Source organism: Paraburkholderia sp. SUR17 (genome assembly GCF_029536165.1).
Classification (GTDB): domain Bacteria; phylum Pseudomonadota; class Gammaproteobacteria; order Burkholderiales; family Burkholderiaceae; genus Paraburkholderia; species Paraburkholderia kururiensis.
The window spans coordinates 1,297,995-1,318,407 of the sequence record NZ_CP120508.1 but is presented as its reverse complement, the minus strand read 5'-3'; the positions used below and the strand labels follow the sequence as shown (position 1 = coordinate 1,318,407).

Sequence of the window (20,413 nt, the reverse complement as noted above, 5' to 3'; positions counted from 1 at the left end):
GGGGCACCGTCCGTGGCAAAATCGGGCCGCTGCGCCGGCTGATCGGCGCAGCGAAACCTGAAGGCAATCGTATGGACATCAACAAACAGCTCGCCGCACTCACCACTTCCGAACTGCAAACAGCCGGCGCGAGCCAGGCGACCGCCATCGCGGTCAGCGTGCTGCTCCGGCACCTGCGCTCGCCGGAACTCGCGAAACTCCTCTCGGCCGCGTTCGAAAACCACCAGGCCGTCATGCTGCAAACGCCATGGCCCGACCAGATGCTGCAGTCGTTCGAAGCGACGCGGCGATTCCTCGAAGGCGCGGCACAGGTCAGTCCCGATACCGGCGAGCGCGGCTAACGGCGCTCCAGCAGCGCGGCAACGGCGGGCACAGCCGATGCCGCTGAATCGACTGAATCGCCTGCCTCGCCTGAATCACATAAGGCACGCGACGCATATGACTCGCGGCGCCAGGGCCACAGCAACGCATCAGCGATGCTCTGTGGCGCCGCGAGCGAATCCAGACCGATCTCGACGAATTCGTCAGGCCGCGGCCGGCGCAGCGTGCCGAACACCATGTCCCACAGCGGCAGCAGGTCGCAGAAATTGCGGTTGTAGTCGGCGGCATGGCGCGAATGGTGCAGCCGGTGATACTGCGGATGGCTCACGACGAGACCGAACCGCCGCGGAGAGAACCGCAGATTCAGGTGCGCCACGTGGTGGTTCACGAGAAACACCATGCCCACCGCCATCCCCACGCTCGTGGGCGCCTTGAATACGATTCCGACAAGCGGATACAGCAGCGCGGTCTTGATGACCGGCTCCAGCCAGAAGTGCCGGTAGCCGAGCGTGACGTCGTAATGCGGCGCGCTGTGATGCAGTTCGTGCATGCGCCACAGCACCGCGAACCGGTGCTGTGCGCGATGAAACAGGTATTCGAGCAGATCCGTCATCAACAGCACGGCAGCAAAGGCTTCGCACCAGCCCACCACGCCCTCGCGGAACGTCACCCATCCGCCGCCGAGCGCCCGCGCAAGCGCCAGGGAAACACCGAGCGCGAACGGTCGCAACAAGGCAAGCGCCGCGAGCATGGCGATCATGTAGCGGACGTTGAACCACGCATGCTTTGCAGAGGCCGCCTGCGCATGCGGAACGCGTGCCTCGATCGCCATTGCGACACCGAGCACGGCGCCTGCCGTCGCCAGCGAAGCGAGGAAATCTGCCGGCAGGGCTGCGAGCCAGTGTGCCGCGTCGGCGGAGAAGCCGTTGCTCATTGTCGTTTTCGTCCCCTTGCGGCGCGCACGATGCGGCGCGTGGCGAATGCCTCGTTGTCTGTCTGAGTGTCGGCAGATGGTGGGGAATCTTGAGCGGGACCGGCCTGCCCTTGCAGAGAAACTGACCCGGCGCGGAACGATGCCGCAGGTTGTGAGGCGACCGGCGTAGCGGCAACCCGCACGCGACGGCTAGCGCATAGCCGCCTCGCCACCACACCGAGGCTTCAGCGGCCGAAGCGGGCGTCGCGGCTGTGAGGCTCCGCCGTCGCCCCGTGGGCGAGCTCGAAATACAGAGGATCGAACGCGAGCACGATGCCGAATACCGACGCCTGCCGGCGTCCGCCCGCGCCCCAGAATTGCACCTGGCCGCGTGCATCCACGAGAATCACCTCGCTGCAGCCGCCCTCGAAATAGGCGGCCACGCGGCGTTCCACGTCGTCGCGCCGGTCGCGATCGAGCAGCACTTCGACGCACAGATCGGGAACGAACGGCACGGGCGCGTCCCGGTCGAACGTTTCCCATTTCTCGCACGGCATCCAGACCACGTCGGCGATCCGTATGCCATACGAGGGCGTGGTCACCGCAGCCGACATCACGGCGAGATGGCCGATCTGTTCAGTGAGCTGGCAATAGGCGTCCGTGAGCACGATCTGCCGCCGCGCGGACGGCGGGGAATGGATCACCGCTTCACCGGCCTCGTCGACTTCATACCGTTCATGCCCGCTTGGTGCAGTCCAGCCCGCATCCGCACCGAGCCGGTGCCAGGAGGCTAACAGTCCATTGCGGTCCAGAAGAGAAGGCGTACCCATAAGCGTCTCGTCGGGAAGTCACCTAAGCGTATACCCTCTACCCGCCTCTTAACAATTATTAAGTATGTGTGCAGCGCACAATCCAGGGTATGCTCAACGTTGCTTCGAGGCCCTTCAAGCAGGGGTTCTGATGGACGCTTCCGTGCAGCCGGTCTGCATTGTGTGCCGCAGAGCCGCCACCCGCTTGACTCAAAAACGGGGTCCGAATTCGAAGTCGAAGACGTAGAGACTTCGTTGTGCGGCGCGACAGCCGCCATTTGACGAGCGCACGTTGCGACACGCCGAATCACCGGGGGCTGCCGCCGAAACCGGCCTGCGGGTTCCCGCGAGAATGGATGGCAACCATGCCGGCCATCTCGGTGCCGTTCCACGGTGTACGGCTGGAACGTGCCGCTCATGCATCACGCGAACACCAAGGCTCGCCGGCGGGCACAGCAGCACAGCATGTCTTGCCACCGTCCGGCGCCACCTACCGGAGGTCCACCATGAAACTCGACGACGCGACTTTTCATCGACTGCGCCGTCTTGCTCCGGTCCTCGACGACATACTGGGCGCGAGGGAAGTCGAGCATGCGGATCAGGCCGTCAACGTGGCGGCGCTTGCGCAACTGTGCGCAGAGATCTTCGACGCGTATCGCGACCAGTACCCGGACGAGACCGCCCAGGCGCGCTGTGACGCGCTCGAATCGCAGTAGAGGATCGAGCGGGCTATTTGCGCACGCCGAAGTCGGCGACGGTCAGCACGACCCGCTCGCCGGGATGCGTGAGCACCTTGCGCTCGGCGACGGCGACGATGCGTTTGCGACCATCGGTAAATGCCTTGAGAACGCGCAATTCGCTGTCGCCCGGCTGTACCCAGAAATGCTGTTCGAGTGCGTCGCGCGTAATGGCGCATTCGATGTCGCGACCTCGACTCGACAGGAAAAAGACCACAGTGCGTCCATCCGGCGAAACGCCGGGTTCACGTTCAAGGGTTTCCACGATGAGAACTCGCCAGAATTTTTTTTGGCCGACCTGCGCCCCGACCCGCACCCCGCCTGCACCTCACTTGCACCATATCGTACAGGCGAGACAACCTCATTCTCAAGCAAAACCAGCTGGCCGCGCGACGTTGCACGCGGCGTGCATATCGCCCGCACAACCGCGCAGGGCAAGCGGTTCGAGCAAGCGGTAAAAGTGCCGTCATGCCCTCACTGCGCGCACGGCAAACAAGGTAAAGACGAACGTCCGGCCACGCGTCTCAAGTCCCATTCGAAACTTCCCCGGCACCTTGTCGTATTCGCGATTGCGTATTCATCAGTCTAAATAACCGGCGGCGCATGCCGTATACATCGGTTAAAGCGTGCACAGAATATGGACAAACAGAGGGCGACCGCTGAATCGGGAGCAGGCATGCTGCATGAACTCCGGCGAGTCGCCGATGCGCAATACGATTTCGCAGACGTCGCCGCGGCCACTGCGCCACTCGCGCCGCCCGACGCTGCGGACGATGCGCGGTCCGCTGCCGCGTCTTTGCCGCCCGCACGGGACACACGCCTCGGCGCATTCGCGCTGGCCGCCGTACTCGTCTTTCTGATTTGCCTCGGCAGCGGCGCAGCAAGGGCCATGTCGGGCGAAGTGCTGCCGATCTGGGTGGCCAACGGCGTACTGCTCGCGCAGGCGCTCGCGGCTCGCGAACCGTGCCGGCTCCATGTGCTGCTGGGCGGCGCGCTGGGTTTTCTCGGCGCCAACCTGGCGCGGGGCGACTCCCTCTACGTGTCTTCTTCGTTCATGGCGGCCGATATCGTCGAGGTCGTCATCGCGCTGCTCTTCGCCCCGCGCGTTGCGTGCACCGCCGAACTGGCGCGGCCGCGTCGCTGCCTGCGCTTCGTGGCAGGCGCCGTCGCGCTCGCGCCGGTCGCATCCGGGGCCGTTGCGGTGTCGCTGCTTCACGCGCGGTTCGGCGCCCATCCGTTCTCCTCGTTTCGCGACTGGGTCGTCGCCGACGCCCTCGGGATGACGATCTTCACACCCGCGGCGCTTGTGTTCTTCTCCGGCGAATTGCGCGCGCTCTGGCGCTCGGAACGGCGCAATCGCACGCTTGCGTTGCTCGCGTTGCTCGCCGTGGTTGCGCTTGCCGTCTTTAGTCAGGGCACCTGGCGCCTCACGTACTGGGCGCTGCCGCCCGTGGCCGTGCTCGCATTCGAGGCCGAACTCGCCGCGGTGTTCGTCGGCGTGCTGCTGTTGATTGCGATTGCGATGGCTTTCACGATCCACGGCCAGGGCGCGCTGTGGATCGAGCCTCATCACGAGTCGAATCACGCCCGCATCCTCGCGCTGCAGCTCTTCGTGCTCGCGGCCCTGGGTATCGCGTTTCCTATCAACGCACTCCAGGCGCAACGCCGCAAGCTGCTCGATCTGCTGCGTGAAAGCGAACAGCGCTACCGCGCGCTGGCCGAAAACGCCGACGACGTAGTCATGCAACTCTCGCTGAACGGCACGGTGACCTACGTATCGCCGCGCGTTCAGTCGAAGCTCGGCTACCTGCCGGCTGCGCTCATGGGCACAGGCGTGCTCGGCCTCGTTCATCCGGCGGACCGCCACGCTGTGGAGTCCGCAATCGAAGCCGTGCAGTGCGACCGCGGCGAAGTCGCGATCCGCTACCGCGCGCGGCACGCCAATGGCTCGCATATCTGGATGCAGAGCCTGCTTTCGCCAGCGTTCACGCCCCCGCACCGCCCGTTCGACGCGCTCGCGTTCACCATGCGCGACATCAACGCCAGCACACTCGAAGACCAGCGGCGCGATGCCGAGCAGATCGAGCTCAAACGTCTTGCCTATGTCGACGGCCTCTCGGGGCTCTATAACCGGCGCCACTTCGACATCGAGCTCAAGCGCAGCCTGCTTTCGGCCGACGCGGCGAATGCGAGTGCGGGCGTCGTACTTCTGCTCGTCGACATCGACGAGTTCAAGGCCTACAACGACGCCTACGGCCATCAGGCCGGAGACGACTGCCTGCGGGCCGTGGCGAGCGCCATTGCAGCCGCAGTGCCGCACACCGGTATGGCGGCGCGTTACGGCGGCGAAGAGTTCGCGATCATCCTCGGTGACAGCGATCCTGATGACGCGCTCGAGACTGCCGAACGCATTCGCTGCGGCGTCGAACTGCAGCGCATTCCGCACGCGGCGAGCAACCGGCAAACGGTGACGGTGAGTGTCGGCGTGGCGGCCGCAAGGGGCGGCGCAGAGGTCACCGTCCGCATGCTGGTGGGCGCAGCCGATGCGGCGCTGTATCGGGCGAAGCGCCTCGGCAGAAACCGCATTGCCAGTCAGGGATGGCTGACGGCCGAGGTTTGAGTGCGCTGATGCGATAGCGGCTAAGGGTTCGGATCGCCCTGCGGCCCGCTGTGGGGATGTTGGGCCGTGCCGGGACTCGGGTACGCCACGACTTGAGCCGATGCCCCCGGCTTCGATCAATTGCCCAAATTAGCCGCCATACCTTGCCCCTTTCGACCAATTGGATTGCGTGCGCAGCGCCTACACTGTTTTCCATGGAGCGCGACATCGGCTCCATCCCCGGCTCCCCTCCGGTGGTGTTGTGAACCAGTACCGTTGATATCAGTTGCAGCACGTGCAGTCTTGAAGTTGCAGTAACACGCAGTGAGTTTGTGCAGTGGCTTCTCGTTGAAGTGAGTTTGTGCAGTGGCAGTTCGTTGTGGTGGATTTGCGTAGCGGTAGTTCGTTGTTGTGAGTTTGCGTAGTCGCGGTTCGTTGTGATGGGTTGTGGTCCGTGGTGTGCGGTTCGTTGTGGCGGTTCGTTGTGGCGGTTCGTTGTGGCGGTTCGTTGTGGCGGTTCGTTGTGGCGGTTCGTTGTGGCGGTTTGTTGTTGCAGTCCGTTTCACGTATTTGACGCTGTTGTTGCACGAAGCAGTTGCAGTCTGTAGTACCGGTTGTAGCAAGCAAGGCAGCACGCAGTTCAGCATGTAGTTGAGTACGCAGTTCGGGCCGCTCGAATCCGCAAGGACGCGAGCGGCCGTATCCATTCGTGCATCCTGCACCGGGCACCAATCGCGGCACCCTCCCCTCGCGCTCTATAATCGCGGTCGAACCAGACTGGGGAGTTCGATCCGTGAGGACCATCATCGCCGCCGCGCTCGCGGCATCTATTGCATTCGCGCTTGCCGGCTGCATGTCGTCGGCCGACAAGGACACGCAGCGCGAGCGCGATTTCAACCGCACCGAAGATGCGCTGGAAGCGGCGCAACGGGCCGCAACGGTCTCATGCCGCGACGCATCGCAGTGCGACAAGGCCTGGGCGCTGACGCACGACTACATCGCACAGCGCTCGGCCACGTCAATCGTCAGCACCAGCAGCGAAACCATCGACACCGACGTGCCCGGCGGATCGGGCAAGGCCACCTTTTCCGCGACGCGCGTGCCGCATAGTGGCGGCGCCACCATCACGCTCTACGCGCAATGCCGCGGCATGTACGGTCCGAATCGCGCCATGGGCTCCGACTACGACGATTGCGCTAGAAAGATCGTCGCCACGCAGAACGGGTTCCCGCGGTTCCTCAGCGAGCGCATCGCAGCCGGCTCGAAGTAACAACATGCGCGGCGTTGCAGCGGGATAGCTACCGTTTACGCCGATAGCGAAACGCGCGGCGCTGCGTCTAACCCGGAAGCAGCGTACCCGCCGCAGCGATCGCCATGATGCCGGCCACCGCCCAGCCGGCCGCCTTGAGCCATCCCGTCACCGCAAACTCGCGCATCACGCGGGTGTTCGTGCCCATCAGCATCACCACAATCACGACCGGCACGGCAGCGACACCGTTGATCACGGCGCTCCAGTAGAGCGCCTTCACCGGATCGAAGTGGAAGAAGGTCATGGCGGCGCCGCCCAGAATCGCGACCGCAATCACCGCGTAGAACTCGCGCGCGAGCACGAGGCGCAGCGCAAGGCTGCTGCGCCAGCGGAACACGCCGGCCATCCCGTACGCAGCCGACCCGGCGAGCACCGGAAGCGCAAGCAGCCCCGTGCCCAGAATACCCAGCGCAAAAACGTGCGACGCCCATTTGCCGGCGATCGGTGCAAGCGCGCGAGCAGCGTCGGCCGATGTCTTGATCTCGACGTGATGGCTGTGCAGGGTGGACGCCGCCGTGAGCATGATGAAGAACGCGATACCGTTCGAGACGGCCATGCCGGTCCAGGTGTCCGCGCTGATCCTCGCGAACTGGGCGGCGGCCTGTTGCGGCACGTGCTTGAGTGGCGCGTCGCCCGGGGCAGCACGCATCTCCTCGACCTCCTGCGACGCCTGCCAGAAGAACAGATACGGGCTGATCGTCGTGCCAAATACGGCGACCACGGCGGTCAGGTAATCCGCGGAGAGTGTCGCCTGCGGATGGACGATGGCCACCGCCACCTCGCGCCAATCGATGGGCACGACGAGTGCCACGGCAACGTACGAGAAGAGCACCAGCGTGAGCCACTTGAGTATCTGCGCATACCGCTCGTAGGGCACGAAAACCTGCAGCACGACGGAAACCACGCCGATCACGACCACATAGAGCTGCTGCGGACCGCCCGTCACCAGACGCACCGACGTTCCCATCGCCGCGAGGTCCGCCGCGATGTTGATCGTGTTCGCCGCCACGAGCAGCAACACGAGAAGCACCGCGACCCAGCGCGGCGTGAACTGCCGGATGTTCGATGCGAGCCCCCTGCCGGTCACCCGCCCGATCCGTGCACTGATCATCTGGATTGCCACCATCAGCGGATAGGTGAGCAGCACGGTCCATAGCAGACTAAAGCCAAATTGCGCACCCGCCTGCGTGTAGGTGCCGATACCGCTCGGGTCGTCGTCCGCCGCCCCGGTGATCAGGCCGGGGCCCAGCCTCTTCAGCCAGAACGGGTTCGCCGTGTCCGCGGTTTCTGGTTCGCGCACGTTGTCCATCGTTGGGTCCCGAGCACAGTGTGGCGTGATCCTCGCAATGCGTGTTCCCGTGAAGGGCGCTCGGTGCAGTCATTCGCCGTGCTTGCGTCGGAGGGCGGACAGCATGGGGCCGCGGCGCACATTGTTGTGTTGTCCAATGCAATTCCCCGAGGCGTGATCGAGCCGCGCGGAACTGCATGACGCACCGCACCTCGGCACATATTGCGTACGCACAACTTACTATCGGTTACAAAGGCTGAGCGTCCCAGCGACGCAAAAACGAAGGGCGCCAGCGGCGCCCTTCGTTTTTCTGCCTTACTTCTCTAGCAGTTGCCCTTCTTGGCCTGTCCCGGTGGACAGAATCCGTTACCTGGGCCGCCTTGCGGGTGAACGACTACACCGGGTGCGTCCGGCACGTACACCGCGCAACCTGCCAACATGCCCGTCGCCACGGCGGCGACTGCGATGAGTTTCTTCATGGAATCCCCGCGAGGAGGGGCATGCCCCTCCGTTACGCCTTGTTTGTCAGAAAGTGAAGTTGATGCCTGATTGACTGCCGCTCGTGATGCTGACCGCCGTGGACTGCGTCGCGCCCGACGCCGCATCGGCCTCTATCGTGTATTGACCGGCCGACGACGCAGCCGCAGCGAACGCGACCGGCAGCGTGCCCGTATAGGCCGCCACCATCGGGGCCGCGACCGGCAAGCTCGTCGTATAGGCGCCCGTATCGAGATTGGCGTTGGCCGATGCAATCTCATAGGTGCCCGACGACGTTTTCTGCAGCGCACGCAGGCTCGCATCCGCGGATGCCGTCACTGTGCCGCTCACCGTATTCATCGTAGCGGCCGGCAACGTGACGGGCGCCGACGAAGTCGACACATGCGTCGTTGCCCCGACCACGACCGGTACCGACGTGATGATGCCCGTCGTCTCGTCGGGCTGCGCAATGACGATGTCGTAATTGCCGTTCGTGGAGCTCTGCACGAGCGTGGAGAAAACGAAATGCCCCGTGCTGTCCGCAACCGTTCCGCTGATTACCTTGCCGCTCTGCTCCGCGTACACCGTGGCGCCCGCCTCGGCCGGCGCGACATAGCCATCGATGATGCCGGCCACGTTGGTGGGCGTCGCCGTAATCACGGGCTTCAGCGTGTAGGAACCGTTGCCCTGCTGGACGACCGACTTGCAGGCGTTGAAGTCGAGAACGAGATCGACCATCGCGTTCGCGGCCACGTCAAACGGCCGGATGATCTTGAGGCCGCTCTGCGTCGCACTCGGCGTGGCTAGCGGTTGTTCGTTGGTCGTGCCTGAAACCACGACCGAATTGGCCACCGTATTACCCTGGTTCTGGGTCAGCACGAGGCGCACCTGCTGATATTGCCCGGCAGGAAGCGACGCCTGCCCAAGTGTGGCCATCGTCCCGTTGGTGAGCGAGAGAAGATCGATCTTCTGCGGAGTGGCAAGCGTAATGTTGGTCCATCCGCTGTCGTTGTCGCCCGCGCTCGAACTCGCGTTGATACGCACCTGGCTGACCGTCACATAGACGTGATCGAAGCCGCACGAAGGCGCATCGGTCATCTGAACGTTGACGGTGCCCGTCGGCGTGCCGTCTCCCCCTCCACCTCCTCCGCCGCACGCGGCTAATGCCACCGATGCAAAAGCAGCGGCAAGCAGTGTCTTCCTCCAGTCATTCATGGCAACACCTGTTGTTTTGTGAGTGGTGCCGGAAGAATACGTTGCCGCGAAAGCCGCAACTTTTGCACTTTGAAACAAAGCGTAACTTGTTGGAATGGCGGCGAAGTTGGGGTTGCGGAAAGGTCGCCTGGGCCGCTTCTTGGGCCGCTTCTTGGGCCGCTTCTTGGGCCGCTTCTTGGGCCGCTTCTTGGACCGCTTCTTGGACCGCTTAGTGAGGCTAGCCCAATTTCCGTCCCGGTCTTAATTGGAAAATTCCGGCCGCTGCACGCCCTTCCCCTGCGCCATAGCGAAATAACGCTGCGCCAATGCAACCCAGTACCGGACGCCTACGGGAATGATGTCATCGTTGAAATCGTATTTCGGGTGATGCAGGCCGGGCGCAGCCATTCCCGTCGCGGCATTACCGATCAGCACGTACGCGCCGGGCCGCTCTTCCAGCATGAAACCGAAGTCTTCGGAGGTCATGTTCGGCGGGACGTCGCTATCAAGACAGGCCTCTCCAAACGTCTGCCGAATCACCGCTTCGCACAACGCCGTCTCGTTCGGCGTGTTGATCGTCGCGGGATAGTACTGAAAAAAAGTAACCTCGACCTGCGCGCCATAGGCCGAAGCCAGCCCTTCGCACATGCGCTCGATGTCTCGCTGCAATTGCTGCTGCAGCCCCGACGACAACGTGCGGATCGTCCCCCGCAGCTCGGCACTGTCCGGAATGACGTTGTCCGTATCGCCCGCATGGAACATGCAGACGGAAATAACAGCAGGATCCGCAGGGTCCTTGTGCCGCGCGGCAATGGTCTGACACTGCAGCACCATCGAGCAGGCGAGCGGGATGGGATCAAGGCCCAGATGCGGCTGCGCCGCATGCGCCCCCTTGCCCGTTATCGTGATCCTGAATCTGGAGCCGGCAGCCATGATGGGGCCCGTGCGCAAACCGAAATATCCCGCCGGCAAACCGGGCCAGTTGTGCATGCCAAACACCGCTTGCGTTGGGCATTGTTCGAATAACCCGTCGTCGATCATCTTGCGCGCACCGGCGCCGCCCTCTTCGCCCGGCTGGAACACGAAGTGAACGGTGCCAGGCAACTGCGGCAGTTCCTTCAGGATGCGCGCCGCGCCCAGCAGCATCACTGTGTGCCCATCGTGCCCGCAAGCATGCATGACGCCATCCGCGCACGATGCATGCGAGAAATCGTTGGCCTCCCGTATCGGCAATGCATCCAGATCGGCGCGCAGCACGATTCCCCACTCGGCCGACGCGCCAGGCAGGCTCGCGACCACACCGGTACCGCCCAGCCCGCGCGACACGGCATAGCCCAAGGCTTCGAGCTCGCGGGCAACCACGTCGGCGGTTCGGTGCTCTTCGAATCGCAACTCGGGATGGGCATGCAGGTCACGTCGCAATTTCGCCCAGTGCGCGTGATGCGTTTTCAACGAAGTCTCGGGAATCACGGAGGGTTCCAATCTCGGCACCTTTAGCAAACAAATGACTTCAATTCTGTACTGTGATCGCGCGAGGCGTGGGCGCTGCTTTAATCGTAGAACCCGACGATCGACTTCACCTCCATGTACTCCTCCATACCTTCGATCCCATACTCGCGACCGTTCCCCGATTGCTTGTAGCCGCCAAACGGCGCCTGCGGGTCCCATGCCGGATAGTTCAGATGCACCTGGCCCGACTGGATGCGCGCAGCCACCGAACGCACGAGTGCCTTGTCCGAGCCTTGCACATGCGCGCCGAGCCCGTACACCGTGTCGTTCGCGATGGCGATCGCTTCTTCGACGGTATCGTAAGGAAGGATGGCGAGTACAGGACCAAATATCTCCTGCTGGGCGATGGTCATATCGGTGCGCACGTCGGAAAAGATCGTGGGCTGCGCATACAAGCCTCGGCCGAATCCTGCGGGTCTTCCGGGGCCGCCCGTAATCAGCGTCGCCTCTTCGGCGATACCCGCTTCGATCATCTGCCGCACGCGGTCAAACTGCGCGCGATTGGCCAGCGGTCCGTGCGTGGTCGCCTCGACGAACGGGTCGCCGACAATCATCTGCTGTGTGGCTGCGACGGCCAGTTCCTCGACGCGCTTCAGCGCGCCGCGCGGCACGATGAGCCGCGTGGGTGCGCTGCACGACTGGCCCATGTTGCGGAACGCGGCGGCAACGCCAGGCGCGATGGCGCGCGACAGATCGGTATCGGGCAGCACAACGTTGGGCGACTTGCCGCCGAGCTCCTGCGCCACGCGTTTGATGGTGGGTGCCGCCGCTTGCGCAACCAGCACGCCAGCACGTGTCGAACCGGTGATCGAAACCATGTCGACCTTCGGATGAGACGAAAGCGATGTGCCCACTACCGCGCCCGTTCCGTTCACCAGATTGAATACGCCCGCGGGAACGCCCGCGTCCGCAATCACCTCTGCAAAGAGCATGGCGCTGAGCGGCGAGAGTTCGCTGGGTTTCAGGACCACGGTGCACCCCGCCGCGAGCGCCGGGCCCACTTTGGCTGTGATCTGATAAATGGGCCAGTTCCATGGCGTAATCAGTGCGCACACGCCGATGGGCTCGCGCACGATCGCGGTCGTTCCTCGCTGCGTTCGGAACGGGTAATTTGCCAGATTGTCGCGCGCGACCCGAATGTGTTCGGCCGCAAATGGTACGTGCGCGCCACGGGCATAACTGATCGGCGCGCCCATTTCCGTGGCCAGTGCGGTGGCAAACAACTCCGCACGTTCGAGTACCAAGGCATGAGCGCGGTCGAGCAAGGCCGCACGCTGTTGCGGCGACGTTACGGACCACGAAGCGAAGGCCCTGCGCGCGGCGCGTACTGCCCGGTCCACATCGCGTTCGTTTCCAGCAGCGAGCTCGCAGACCGTGTCTTCGGTAGACGGGCAAACCACGGCAATTCGGTCGGTGCCGTCGGAAACCGTCCATTCCCCGTCGATGTAGAACCGATCCAGCCTTCCAGCTTGCATCAGGTGACGAACAGGTGAATTCATTGCAATGTGTCCTTGAGCCGGTACCAGGCGCCCACCAGCGGTAAAAACCATGGCTTGCCGAAATGACCGGGAATAGCAGACCAGGCGAAGTCGTTCCACGGATTGAGGTCGGCGCGCCCATCCATGATTTCCGCCATGAGCGTACCCATCAGCGTGGCCATGTGCGTACCGTGGCCGCTGTATCCCATCGAATAGTAGATGCCGTCTTTCTGCCCCGCGCGCGGCAGGCGGTCGGCCGTCATATCGACCATGCCGCCCCAGCAATAGTCGATGCGCACGTTTGCCAGTTCCGGAAACACCGTGGCCATTTGAGCGCGCAAAATCAGTCCGCTCTTTTCGTCGGACGCAGGGTTCGACGTCGCGAAACGCGCGCGACCACCAAACAGCATCCGGTTGTCGGGCGTGACACGAAAAAAGTTGACGAAGTTTTTGGTATCGGTCGCCATCCGGCGAGTTGGCAGCAACCGGTCGAGCAGCTCTTGCGACAACGGCTCGGTGACGATGATGAAAGCGCCGACCGGCACGATCCTGCGCCGAATCCAGCCGAATGGTCCCACCTGCGAGATGCCGCTTGCGAGCAACACCTGTGACGCGCGGATCGTTCCATGCGGCGTTCGCGCCACGTAGGCGTCGCGAGCTTCACGCTGCAAACCTAGCACCGGCGCGTGTTCAAGGATGTGTGCGCCACGTGCCTGCGCAGCCTTCGCGAGACCGCGAACATAGCGCCCCACGTGCATCCCCGCGCTCTTCTCCAGGATCAATCCGCCGTGATACCGGTTCGAACCGATCTCGCTACGAAGCTCGGCCTTCGTCACGACGCGCGTATCCGGGTCGACGCCCGCGGCGAGCAACGCCTGACTTCGCACCAGCTTGTCGTAATGCTCGGGCTTCGCTGCGAGCTTGAGTTTTCCTCTGCGCACGAAATCGCAATCGATCGACTCTTCCCTGACCAGCCGCTCGACCGTATCGACACCGGCGTCGAACGCGCGATACAACCGGTTGGCCAGTTCGGTGCCAATGCGCTGCGAGAGCGACGCGTAGTCCTGCGCAAAGCCGTTGTTGCACATGCCGCCATTGCGGCCCGACGCAGCCTGTCCCACGGTTCCTGCTTCACACACAATGACGCGCGCACCCTTCTTTGCCAGCGCCAATGCAGCTGCCGAGCCCGTGATTCCACCGCCCACCACGACGACGTCGCATTCTCCACCGGCGATCTCGGGCGTGCTGCCGGCGAAGGGCTCGGAGGTATCCAGCCAGTAAGAACTCAGATGCATCACACACTCCAAAGCAGGCGCATTGGTGCTCAAACCCCGAACCATGCGCACGGGCAACAAAAGCGGTGCTTAAAAGTCGGCGGCAAATTCGTGACTTCGGAGCCGCCGTTCGCAGCGCAAACCTAAAGCATGGCCTGACTCACCAGCGCATACAACCGGCAGACCGGGTCGGGCGCTCCACGGTGTTCAGTGGCAGACGCGTTCAGAACCATCTTCGGACAGGTGTCCACTCGCTTCAATCCCTGCTCGCTTAGCCAGCCGGTCAAACCTGTTTCAACAGGGACGTCGATGCGAATGAACTCGCCCTCGCGTGCGGTCAGCCAATGGCCGATCAACGCCTTCGCGCGTGCATCGTCTTGTGAACGCAGTGCAACCACAGGGCCGATCACATGCCCCCGGCCAAAACGGCGCAGCACCGAGAATCCGACGATCTCGCCATCGCGTTCAAGCACCACGCTTTCGCCGCGCTGGAGCAATGCCATCAGGAGCGAACGACGCTCCAGACCACACGCGCGCGAGGCCAGTTCGATGAGGTAAGGTAAGTCGGCAGAAGTCCCCGCACGCAGCCGCTCGCCATCCAGCAACGCGACTGGAACGGCCTTGCTGACGTTCCCATGACATTGATCCAACCATCCGCACTCGCTGAAGCCAAGCTTTTCGTAGAGGGGGCGACCGGCCAGCGTCGCATGGAGGAAGGTGACGCGCGACCCCAGCTCGTCGAGTACCGCCTTCATCAGCTCGCGGCCGACGCCCCGGCCCTGGTGCCGGGACGACACAATCACGTGCCCGAGAGAGGCCCGGTCCGCGCCGAACTTCCAGCACATCGCTGTGCCAATGACGACACCCTTTTCTTCAGCAACGAATCCCGTCGAGGTCTCAGCGGAGAATTGCCAGTCTTCCTGCCTGTATGGCCAGGCAAGCGCCATGGAAAGCGCGTGGGCCGCGGGCACATCGGCCGGGGTAAACGTTCGATACCGAATACCCGCCGTGGAAGACGGAACGCTCGCAATGGATTCCCGTTTCATTTGATCTGTCCTGCCAAATATATTCGTTCCGTCACGAATCGAACCGCCCCGCCCTATATCACCGCGACCGCTTCGATTTCGATCTTCAGTCCGAAGTGCAATGCAGGAACCGGCACCACGGCGCGAGCGGGCCTCGCATCGCCCGCCCAGCGTGCATAGATCTGGTTGAAACTCGCCCAATGCTCGATGTCGACGATGTAGACACGAACCTGGGCAAGTTTCCTGACATCGCTGCCTGCACCGGCAAGTGCGCAAGCCAGGTTTGCCAAAGCCTGGTCGGCCTGAGCTTCAAAAGACGCGTCCGTGAGCCTTCGGCCGGCAGCATCGATGGGAAGTTGTCCCGACACAAAGACCAGACCATTCGCGACCGAAACGTGACTGTAGTGGCCACCCGGCGTTGCCAGCCCAGCGGGATTCATTGTCTGGGGCCACTGCGCACCGTTTTCATGCTGATCCATGACGACCGCTCCACGTAGAAAGCACGCTGCCCACAGAGATGGCCACGTGAATGCGACCCACTATAGAAAAAAATATTTTTGTCGTGTTTAATCTCCAATGAATTGACCGTTAACGGACCCTTAATGCTCCAACTGGAAGACATGCAGTTGCTCCGTGCGCTCGGCGTATCGCAATCGCTTGCGGCCGCGGCAAGGTTATTGAACCTGACGCCGCCCGCGGTCACCGTACGTCTTCAGCGCATCGAAGAACGTGTGGGCGTGAACCTCGCGACGCGCGCGGCCAGAGGCATCTCCCTCACCGCCGAAGGCCACCGCCTGGTTCAGGAAGCGATCGACATCCTGGAGCGAATCGAGTCCATTCCGTCCCGCGTTTCGGGAGAATCGGGCGGAGTAAGCGGGCATTTACGCGTGGTGGCACCGTTCGGGTTCGGCAGGGAATATGTCGGGCCGCTCGTTCGAGACCTGTATCGCTCGCATCCGAATCTGGCGATCTCGCTGATCCTCGTCGAAAGTCCGCTCTCCGCCGCGTCGGGCGCGGACGTAGTCGTTTCCATCGGCCACATCAAAGGGTCTTCCTGGGTAGGCCATTTCCTGGCCCCGAACGACCGCTTCCTTTGCGCGAGCCCCGCGCTTGCGCGTAGCCTGTCGAAACTCAAGCATCCGTCCGAACTCACACGGCACGCATATCTGACCTTACGGGAGAACGACGAGGACGTGACCCGTCTGCGTTTCACTCAGCACGATGCTGCGGGCAAACGCGTAAGCAAAGCCGTCACGGTTCGGTTGAACGGCGCATTGTCGTCGAACGACGGCACCGTGGTTCGCGACTGGGCCGTTGACGGCCTTGGCGTTGTCGCGCGATCCGAATGGGACTGCGCACGGCTAGTCGCAGAGGGAAAACTGAAGCGGGTCTTGCCCGCGTGGCGCCTTGAACCCGCACCGATCATGGCGCTTACGCCCACGCGTCAGGGCTTGACCGTCCGCCAGCGGGTATTTCTGGAGGCCGCGAAGCAGGCGTTCCACCCGGTGCCATGGCGGAATTGACCTGGCACGGAACATCGCCCGTCAACCCGCCAACCCGCCTTCCTGCTGTTGAGCCGGCATTCCCGGCGAACGCCGACCGTCGACCTTCGCACTAGAAATCAGCCACCTTGCCCCATGCCGAGTGGGCGAACCGGCTGGGCCGATACGGTACGGGGTCCACAATCGGCTCGGCGCCCGTTGCGAGATCCGCGATCAGATGGCCGGCGCCAGGGCTTATTCCGAAGCCGTGCCCCGAAAAGCCCGCTGCCAGGATGAGTCCCGGTACGCCTGGCACCTCTCCAATTCCTGGCACGCCGTCCGGCGTGCTGTCGACGAAACCGGCCCAGGCATGCGTGATTCTGGCCTCGCGAAGCTCAGGCAGAAGCTCGACCGCGCGGCGGTGCGTTTCGGCCACTGTCGCCCGATCAGGCTTCGGGTCCAGAATGCGCACGCGCTCCATGGGTGTTGGCACGTCGAGCCGCCACCGCTTCAGCATTTCATGACCGCCGCGAATACCTTCCAGCCCTCCCGGCAGAAGGTTGCGCCAGCGCCTCGCAAACATGGGCACGAAATGCGGAGCGAACCGCAGCAACTGAGGCGTCATATCCACGCGTGCCCGCCCGCTGATCGCCAGTGCGTAGCCTCCATCGCTGCGGCGAGTAATCGATACGCCTGAGGTGAATAGCGCATCCGGCACGCGACCTTCTACAGGCGACACACTGAGGATGGACTGGCGAATCGACGCCTGAGGAAAACGAATGCCGAGCTGGCGGCAGAACGACGACGCCCACGCGCCACCCGCGAGCACAACCGTCTTCGTCTTGATGACGCCGGCTTCGGTGACAACGCCGGCAACCCGCCCGCCCTCCAGCTCGATGCCTCGGGCCGCGCACTGTTGGGTGACGCTGCCCCCAAGCTTCATGAGTGCAACGGCCACGGCCGGCGCGGCCTTGCCGGGGTCGGCGGTGCCGTCGCTGGGCGAGAAAACGCCGCCCTTCCAGACTCGGCCAGTCGCGCCGCCCCGCTGGGTGGCCTGCTGGCTATCGAGCATGTAGGTGGTCACCCCAGCGGTCTTTGCAAAGTCGCCCCAACTGGCCCAACGGGACAACTCGGCGTCGTCATTGCTGAGATACAGCAGCCCGCAGCGGCGAAAGCCAGTATCTTCGCCCGATTCGCGAGCGAATCGCTCCCACAGATCGAGACTCTTGCTGGCCATCGGCAATTCGCGAGCGTCACGGTTCTGCTGCCGGCACCAGCCCCAGTTGCGGCTTGACTGCTCGGCTCCAATCCTCCCCTTCTCTACCAGGGCGACTGAAACCCCGCGTTGAGCCAGGTAGTAGGCAGCAAAGACCCCGATCACGCCGCCGCCGATCACAACCACGTCGGCGGCGGCTGGCAGCGTGGGCGAAGTCTGTATGTGGCGCAGCGGAGGCGACATGATTTAATCTCGTTCGATTGAAGCGCGGACAGTTTGGACAACGTAAAACTTCGCCACGTGATCGCTGCTTTCCCATCCCATCGACGTACCGCGAGGCACAAAGAGCGCGTCGCCCGTGCCGAGCGACAGCACACTGCCATCAGGGGCAGCGAACCGCACGCTGCCGGCCAGAAGCTGCATGAACTCGTTCACGGGATGCGGGCGAACAATTCGATGATAAGGCGTCGAATCCCACGTACCGGCGCGGTACTCTGCGCCCTCCTCGGTGAAGACGTTGTCGCTGCGGCATTGGGGGGCCGCGCCCAGCAGCAGCTCCGCGGGCAGCGATGAAGACGGCTTGAAGTCGGCGTCGGCGCGCAAGGGAAAAAGGCCGCGTCGCGTAGGGCTCTGGCAATCGGCCGCGCAGAATACGAAGCGTGCTCGGGACCCGGCACTCACCCGAAGTGCGGTCCCGCCTCCGATAACGGCGCCCTCCTGTGGGCCCAGCACTAACGGTGCCATTCCGGCTGCTTCCAGCGTGAGTTCGCCTTCCACGACCACGATGGTTTCAATGTGCGGAAAGCTCGGTACGTCAACCTCGCCAACGAAGTCGATACGACCTGCGACCATCGAGTCGGGCCCCTCCCATGCGATCTCCCGATGCTGCGCGAATGGGTCGTTCCCACCGAATGCCTGTCTGCGGAACACGGTCGAACAAGGCGCGCCGTCGGCACGGTGCAATACGAATGCTGTGGTCACTTTTTCTCCTGTCGACGGCACGGCTCATCGTTGATGCGCGCAATTGTGCGGCGCAAGCGTGTTCATGTGGTTAATTTTCGGACAAGCGAGGGTTAAACGCTAATTAATGAGGGGCCGATCCGGCGCCTATCCCATCGTTGTTCCTGGTCGAAAAGCGACGACTATCCGGCATGCCGAACGGGCCCCCACCACTCCATGCGATAGCGAAGCGCTCGAATCTCGCGCCTCTGACGCAGCATCGTCTTCGACGCATCGACATTCACGGACGCTTAATGGCTGGTTTATCAGTCGTTAAGCACAACTTCTCGACAAACTCCTATAGTGGCTCCTGCCTAGGCGCGATACCTGCATCCGACGTCGATCGCGCGAAGAATAGCCAGGAGTCGCACATGAATCTGGAGTCGTTGAACACCCCGGCCGCATTGATCGATGTCGCGCGCATGCAGCACAACATCGAGCGGATGCAGCAGCGCATGAATGCGCTCGGCGTAAGGTTCCGGCCGCACGTCAAGACAACCAAATGCGAACAGGTGGTCCAGGCGCAAATGAACGCCGGTGCGCGGGGTATCACCGTGTCCACACTCAAGGAAGCCGAACAGTTCTTTGCAAGCGGCATTCGCGACATCGTCTACGCCGTCGGCATCGCCCCGACGAAACTCCAGCAAGCACTGGCGCTACGCCGGCAAGGCTGCGACCTGAAGATCGTCGCCGATAGCGTCGCCTGTGCCGAAGCGATCGTCGCTTTCGGGCGCGAACACGAAGAAGCCTTCGAGGTCTGGATCGAAATCGACGTGGACGGCCATCGCTCAGGCATCGTGCCCGATGACGACACACTCCTTGATGTAGCAACAACACTCTGCAACGGCGGCATGCATCCAGGTGGCGTGCTGGCCCATGCAGGATCCAGCTATGACTACGATGCACATGACGACCTCGTCCGCATCGCCGAACAGGAGCGTTCGGGTTGCGTGCGCGCCGCCGATCGTCTGCGGGCCGCCGGACTGCGATGCGACGTGGTCAGCATCGGCTCGACACCCACCGCGCTGACTGCTGAGCATCTTGAAGGTGTCACCGAGGTTCGGGCAGGCGTTTATGTCATGTTCGATCTCGTCATGCACAACGTGGGCGTGAACGAGACATCCGAGATCGCGTTGAGCGTATTGACCACTGTGATTGGCCACCAGAAAGAGAAAGGCTGGGCTATCGTCGACGCGGGCTGGATGGCAATGAGCCGCGACCGCGGCACGCAGCGCCAGAAGCGGGATTTCGGCTACGGACTCGTCTGTCATGAAAACGGCAGCGTACTGGACGGATACCTGATGAGCGGCGCGAACCAGGAGCATGGCATCGTCTCGCGATGCGGCGCACCAGATCACGAAATCGATCAGCGGTTCCCCATTGGAACACGTCTGCGAATCCTGCCCAACCATGCGTGCGCCACCGGCGCGCAACATCCCGCCTATCATGCCGTACGTGCTGACGGACAAATCGAAACCTGGCCGCGGTTCTATGGCTGGTAACGAACGTCGGTATTAAAAGCGAGAACATGCAACGCATCGATTCAGATGACGACTTTCAGGGCTATCCACGTGTGCCCCGCACTTCGTCACTTCTGGCTCAGCAGTCCCGCAACACGTGAGAAATGCGTCTTCTCGATAATCTGGATCCGGCATGACGCATTCGATGCCATTGCAGGAAGCCGGACGCTCGAACGGGTGAGCACGAAGATCGAACCCACCTCCCCGCCTCCAGACTGCGCTGGCGTACTTCGACATGACGGCGGCCCGACCCACAGGCGACGA

General features: G+C 63.1%; 18 protein-coding genes. 6 read left to right on the top strand and 12 right to left on the bottom strand.

Translation table 11 applies throughout. The features are described 5' to 3' along the window. Positions 1–71 precede the first annotated feature (71 nt). Positions 72–341, top strand: a complete 270-nt coding sequence (locus tag P2869_RS05885) for a hypothetical protein (protein WP_017777845.1) — start codon at positions 72–74, stop codon at positions 339–341. Here P2869_RS05885 and P2869_RS05880 read toward each other — a convergent pair. Both P2869_RS05880 and P2869_RS05875 read right to left on the bottom strand, forming a co-directional pair. Continuing rightward, complete coding sequence (locus tag P2869_RS05880; RefSeq protein ID WP_277597731.1) at positions 338–1,255, bottom strand: sterol desaturase family protein; 918 nt, start codon at positions 1,253–1,255, stop codon at positions 338–340. The two genes, P2869_RS05885 and P2869_RS05880, sit on opposite strands and share 4 nt — an antisense overlap. Positions 1,256–1,479: 224 nt before the next feature. Beyond that, positions 1,480–2,064, bottom strand: coding sequence for a Uma2 family endonuclease (locus P2869_RS05875; RefSeq protein ID WP_277597730.1), 585 nt, complete (start codon positions 2,062–2,064; stop codon positions 1,480–1,482). A 485-nt stretch (positions 2,065–2,549) separates the two neighbouring features. On the opposite strand from P2869_RS05875, the gene P2869_RS05870 reads away from it, so the two are divergent. Further along, a complete protein-coding gene (locus P2869_RS05870) occupies positions 2,550–2,759 on the top strand; it encodes a hypothetical protein (protein ID WP_017777842.1) in 210 nt (69 codons plus the stop codon). Between the two features lie 13 nt (positions 2,760–2,772). Here P2869_RS05870 and P2869_RS05865 read toward each other — a convergent pair whose 3' ends face one another. Further along, positions 2,773–3,045 (bottom strand): DUF1488 family protein, encoded by a 273-nt coding sequence (locus tag P2869_RS05865; RefSeq protein WP_026122051.1) that lies wholly within the window; start codon positions 3,043–3,045, stop codon positions 2,773–2,775. 411 nt (positions 3,046–3,456) lie between these two features. Here P2869_RS05865 and P2869_RS05860 point away from each other — a divergent pair, with 411 nt between their 5' ends. Continuing rightward, entirely contained in the window at positions 3,457–5,400 is a 1,944-nt protein-coding gene (locus P2869_RS05860; protein WP_277597729.1) for a GGDEF domain-containing protein, read from the top strand. Between the two features lie 772 nt (positions 5,401–6,172). Further along, entirely contained in the window at positions 6,173–6,649 is a 477-nt protein-coding gene (locus tag P2869_RS05855; protein ID WP_277597728.1) for a hypothetical protein, read from the top strand. A gap of 67 nt (positions 6,650–6,716) precedes the next feature. Here the strand turns inward: P2869_RS05855 and P2869_RS05850 are convergent, their stop codons facing one another. The 7 genes from P2869_RS05850 to P2869_RS05820 form a co-directional block, all read right to left on the bottom strand. Beyond that, complete coding sequence (locus P2869_RS05850) at positions 6,717–7,997, bottom strand: divalent metal cation transporter (RefSeq protein ID WP_277597727.1); 1,281 nt, start codon at positions 7,995–7,997, stop codon at positions 6,717–6,719. 504 nt (positions 7,998–8,501) lie between these two features. Then, on the bottom strand, positions 8,502–9,668 hold the full coding sequence (locus tag P2869_RS05845; protein WP_277597726.1) for a DUF4382 domain-containing protein: 1,167 nt from the start codon (positions 9,666–9,668) through the stop codon (positions 8,502–8,504). A gap of 240 nt (positions 9,669–9,908) precedes the next feature. After that, positions 9,909–11,129 carry a M20 aminoacylase family protein gene (locus P2869_RS05840; RefSeq protein ID WP_277597725.1) on the bottom strand — a complete coding sequence of 407 codons (1,221 nt, stop codon included), beginning with the start codon at positions 11,127–11,129 and terminating at the stop codon, positions 9,909–9,911. Positions 11,130–11,197: 68 nt separating this feature from the next. Beyond that, positions 11,198–12,655 (bottom strand): aldehyde dehydrogenase family protein, encoded by a 1,458-nt coding sequence (locus tag P2869_RS05835; protein WP_277598061.1) that lies wholly within the window; start codon positions 12,653–12,655, stop codon positions 11,198–11,200. Continuing rightward, positions 12,652–13,929: an FAD-binding oxidoreductase gene (locus tag P2869_RS05830; protein WP_277598060.1), complete on the bottom strand. Its 1,278-nt coding sequence runs from the start codon at positions 13,927–13,929 to the stop codon at positions 12,652–12,654. The genes P2869_RS05835 and P2869_RS05830 overlap by 4 nt, the downstream gene beginning before the upstream one ends. Before the next feature lie 122 nt (positions 13,930–14,051). Next, a complete protein-coding gene (locus tag P2869_RS05825; RefSeq protein ID WP_277597724.1) occupies positions 14,052–14,954 on the bottom strand; it encodes a GNAT family N-acetyltransferase in 903 nt (300 codons plus the stop codon). Between the two features lie 53 nt (positions 14,955–15,007). After that, positions 15,008–15,412, bottom strand: coding sequence for a RidA family protein (locus P2869_RS05820; RefSeq protein WP_199541373.1), 405 nt, complete (start codon positions 15,410–15,412; stop codon positions 15,008–15,010). A gap of 123 nt (positions 15,413–15,535) precedes the next feature. Between P2869_RS05820 and P2869_RS05815 the strand changes: the two genes are divergently transcribed. Then, entirely contained in the window at positions 15,536–16,456 is a 921-nt protein-coding gene (locus P2869_RS05815; protein ID WP_277598059.1) for a LysR substrate-binding domain-containing protein, read from the top strand. 91 nt (positions 16,457–16,547) lie between these two features. Here P2869_RS05815 and P2869_RS05810 read toward each other — a convergent pair whose 3' ends face one another. Both P2869_RS05810 and P2869_RS05805 read right to left on the bottom strand, forming a co-directional pair. Continuing rightward, a complete protein-coding gene (locus P2869_RS05810) occupies positions 16,548–17,873 on the bottom strand; it encodes an FAD-binding oxidoreductase (protein WP_277597723.1) in 1,326 nt (441 codons plus the stop codon). Between the two features lie 3 nt (positions 17,874–17,876). Continuing rightward, a complete protein-coding gene (locus tag P2869_RS05805; RefSeq protein WP_277597722.1) occupies positions 17,877–18,611 on the bottom strand; it encodes a cupin domain-containing protein in 735 nt (244 codons plus the stop codon). A 389-nt stretch (positions 18,612–19,000) separates the two neighbouring features. Here P2869_RS05805 and P2869_RS05800 point away from each other — a divergent pair, with 389 nt between their 5' ends. Beyond that, entirely contained in the window at positions 19,001–20,131 is a 1,131-nt protein-coding gene (locus P2869_RS05800) for a DSD1 family PLP-dependent enzyme (protein WP_277597721.1), read from the top strand. The last annotated feature ends 282 nt before the right edge of the window (positions 20,132–20,413 follow it).

Coding starts and splice junctions, on each gene's coding strand:
- P2869_RS05885 (WP_017777845.1), top strand. CDS start 72: ATGGACATCAACAAACAGCTCGCCGCACTCACCACTTCCGAACTGCAA.
- P2869_RS05880 (WP_277597731.1), bottom strand. CDS start 1,255: ATGAGCAACGGCTTCTCCGCCGACGCGGCACACTGGCTCGCAGCCCTG.
- P2869_RS05875 (WP_277597730.1), bottom strand. CDS start 2,064: ATGGGTACGCCTTCTCTTCTGGACCGCAATGGACTGTTAGCCTCCTGG.
- P2869_RS05870 (WP_017777842.1), top strand. CDS start 2,550: ATGAAACTCGACGACGCGACTTTTCATCGACTGCGCCGTCTTGCTCCG.
- P2869_RS05860 (WP_277597729.1), top strand. CDS start 3,457: ATGCTGCATGAACTCCGGCGAGTCGCCGATGCGCAATACGATTTCGCA.
- P2869_RS05850 (WP_277597727.1), bottom strand. CDS start 7,997: ATGGACAACGTGCGCGAACCAGAAACCGCGGACACGGCGAACCCGTTC.
- P2869_RS05845 (WP_277597726.1), bottom strand. CDS start 9,668: ATGAATGACTGGAGGAAGACACTGCTTGCCGCTGCTTTTGCATCGGTG.
- P2869_RS05835 (WP_277598061.1), bottom strand. CDS start 12,655: ATGAATTCACCTGTTCGTCACCTGATGCAAGCTGGAAGGCTGGATCGG.
- P2869_RS05830 (WP_277598060.1), bottom strand. CDS start 13,929: ATGCATCTGAGTTCTTACTGGCTGGATACCTCCGAGCCCTTCGCCGGC.
- P2869_RS05825 (WP_277597724.1), bottom strand. CDS start 14,954: ATGAAACGGGAATCCATTGCGAGCGTTCCGTCTTCCACGGCGGGTATT.
- P2869_RS05820 (WP_199541373.1), bottom strand. CDS start 15,412: ATGGATCAGCATGAAAACGGTGCGCAGTGGCCCCAGACAATGAATCCC.
- P2869_RS05815 (WP_277598059.1), top strand. CDS start 15,536: ATGCTCCAACTGGAAGACATGCAGTTGCTCCGTGCGCTCGGCGTATCG.
- P2869_RS05810 (WP_277597723.1), bottom strand. CDS start 17,873: ATGTCGCCTCCGCTGCGCCACATACAGACTTCGCCCACGCTGCCAGCC.
- P2869_RS05800 (WP_277597721.1), top strand. CDS start 19,001: ATGAATCTGGAGTCGTTGAACACCCCGGCCGCATTGATCGATGTCGCG.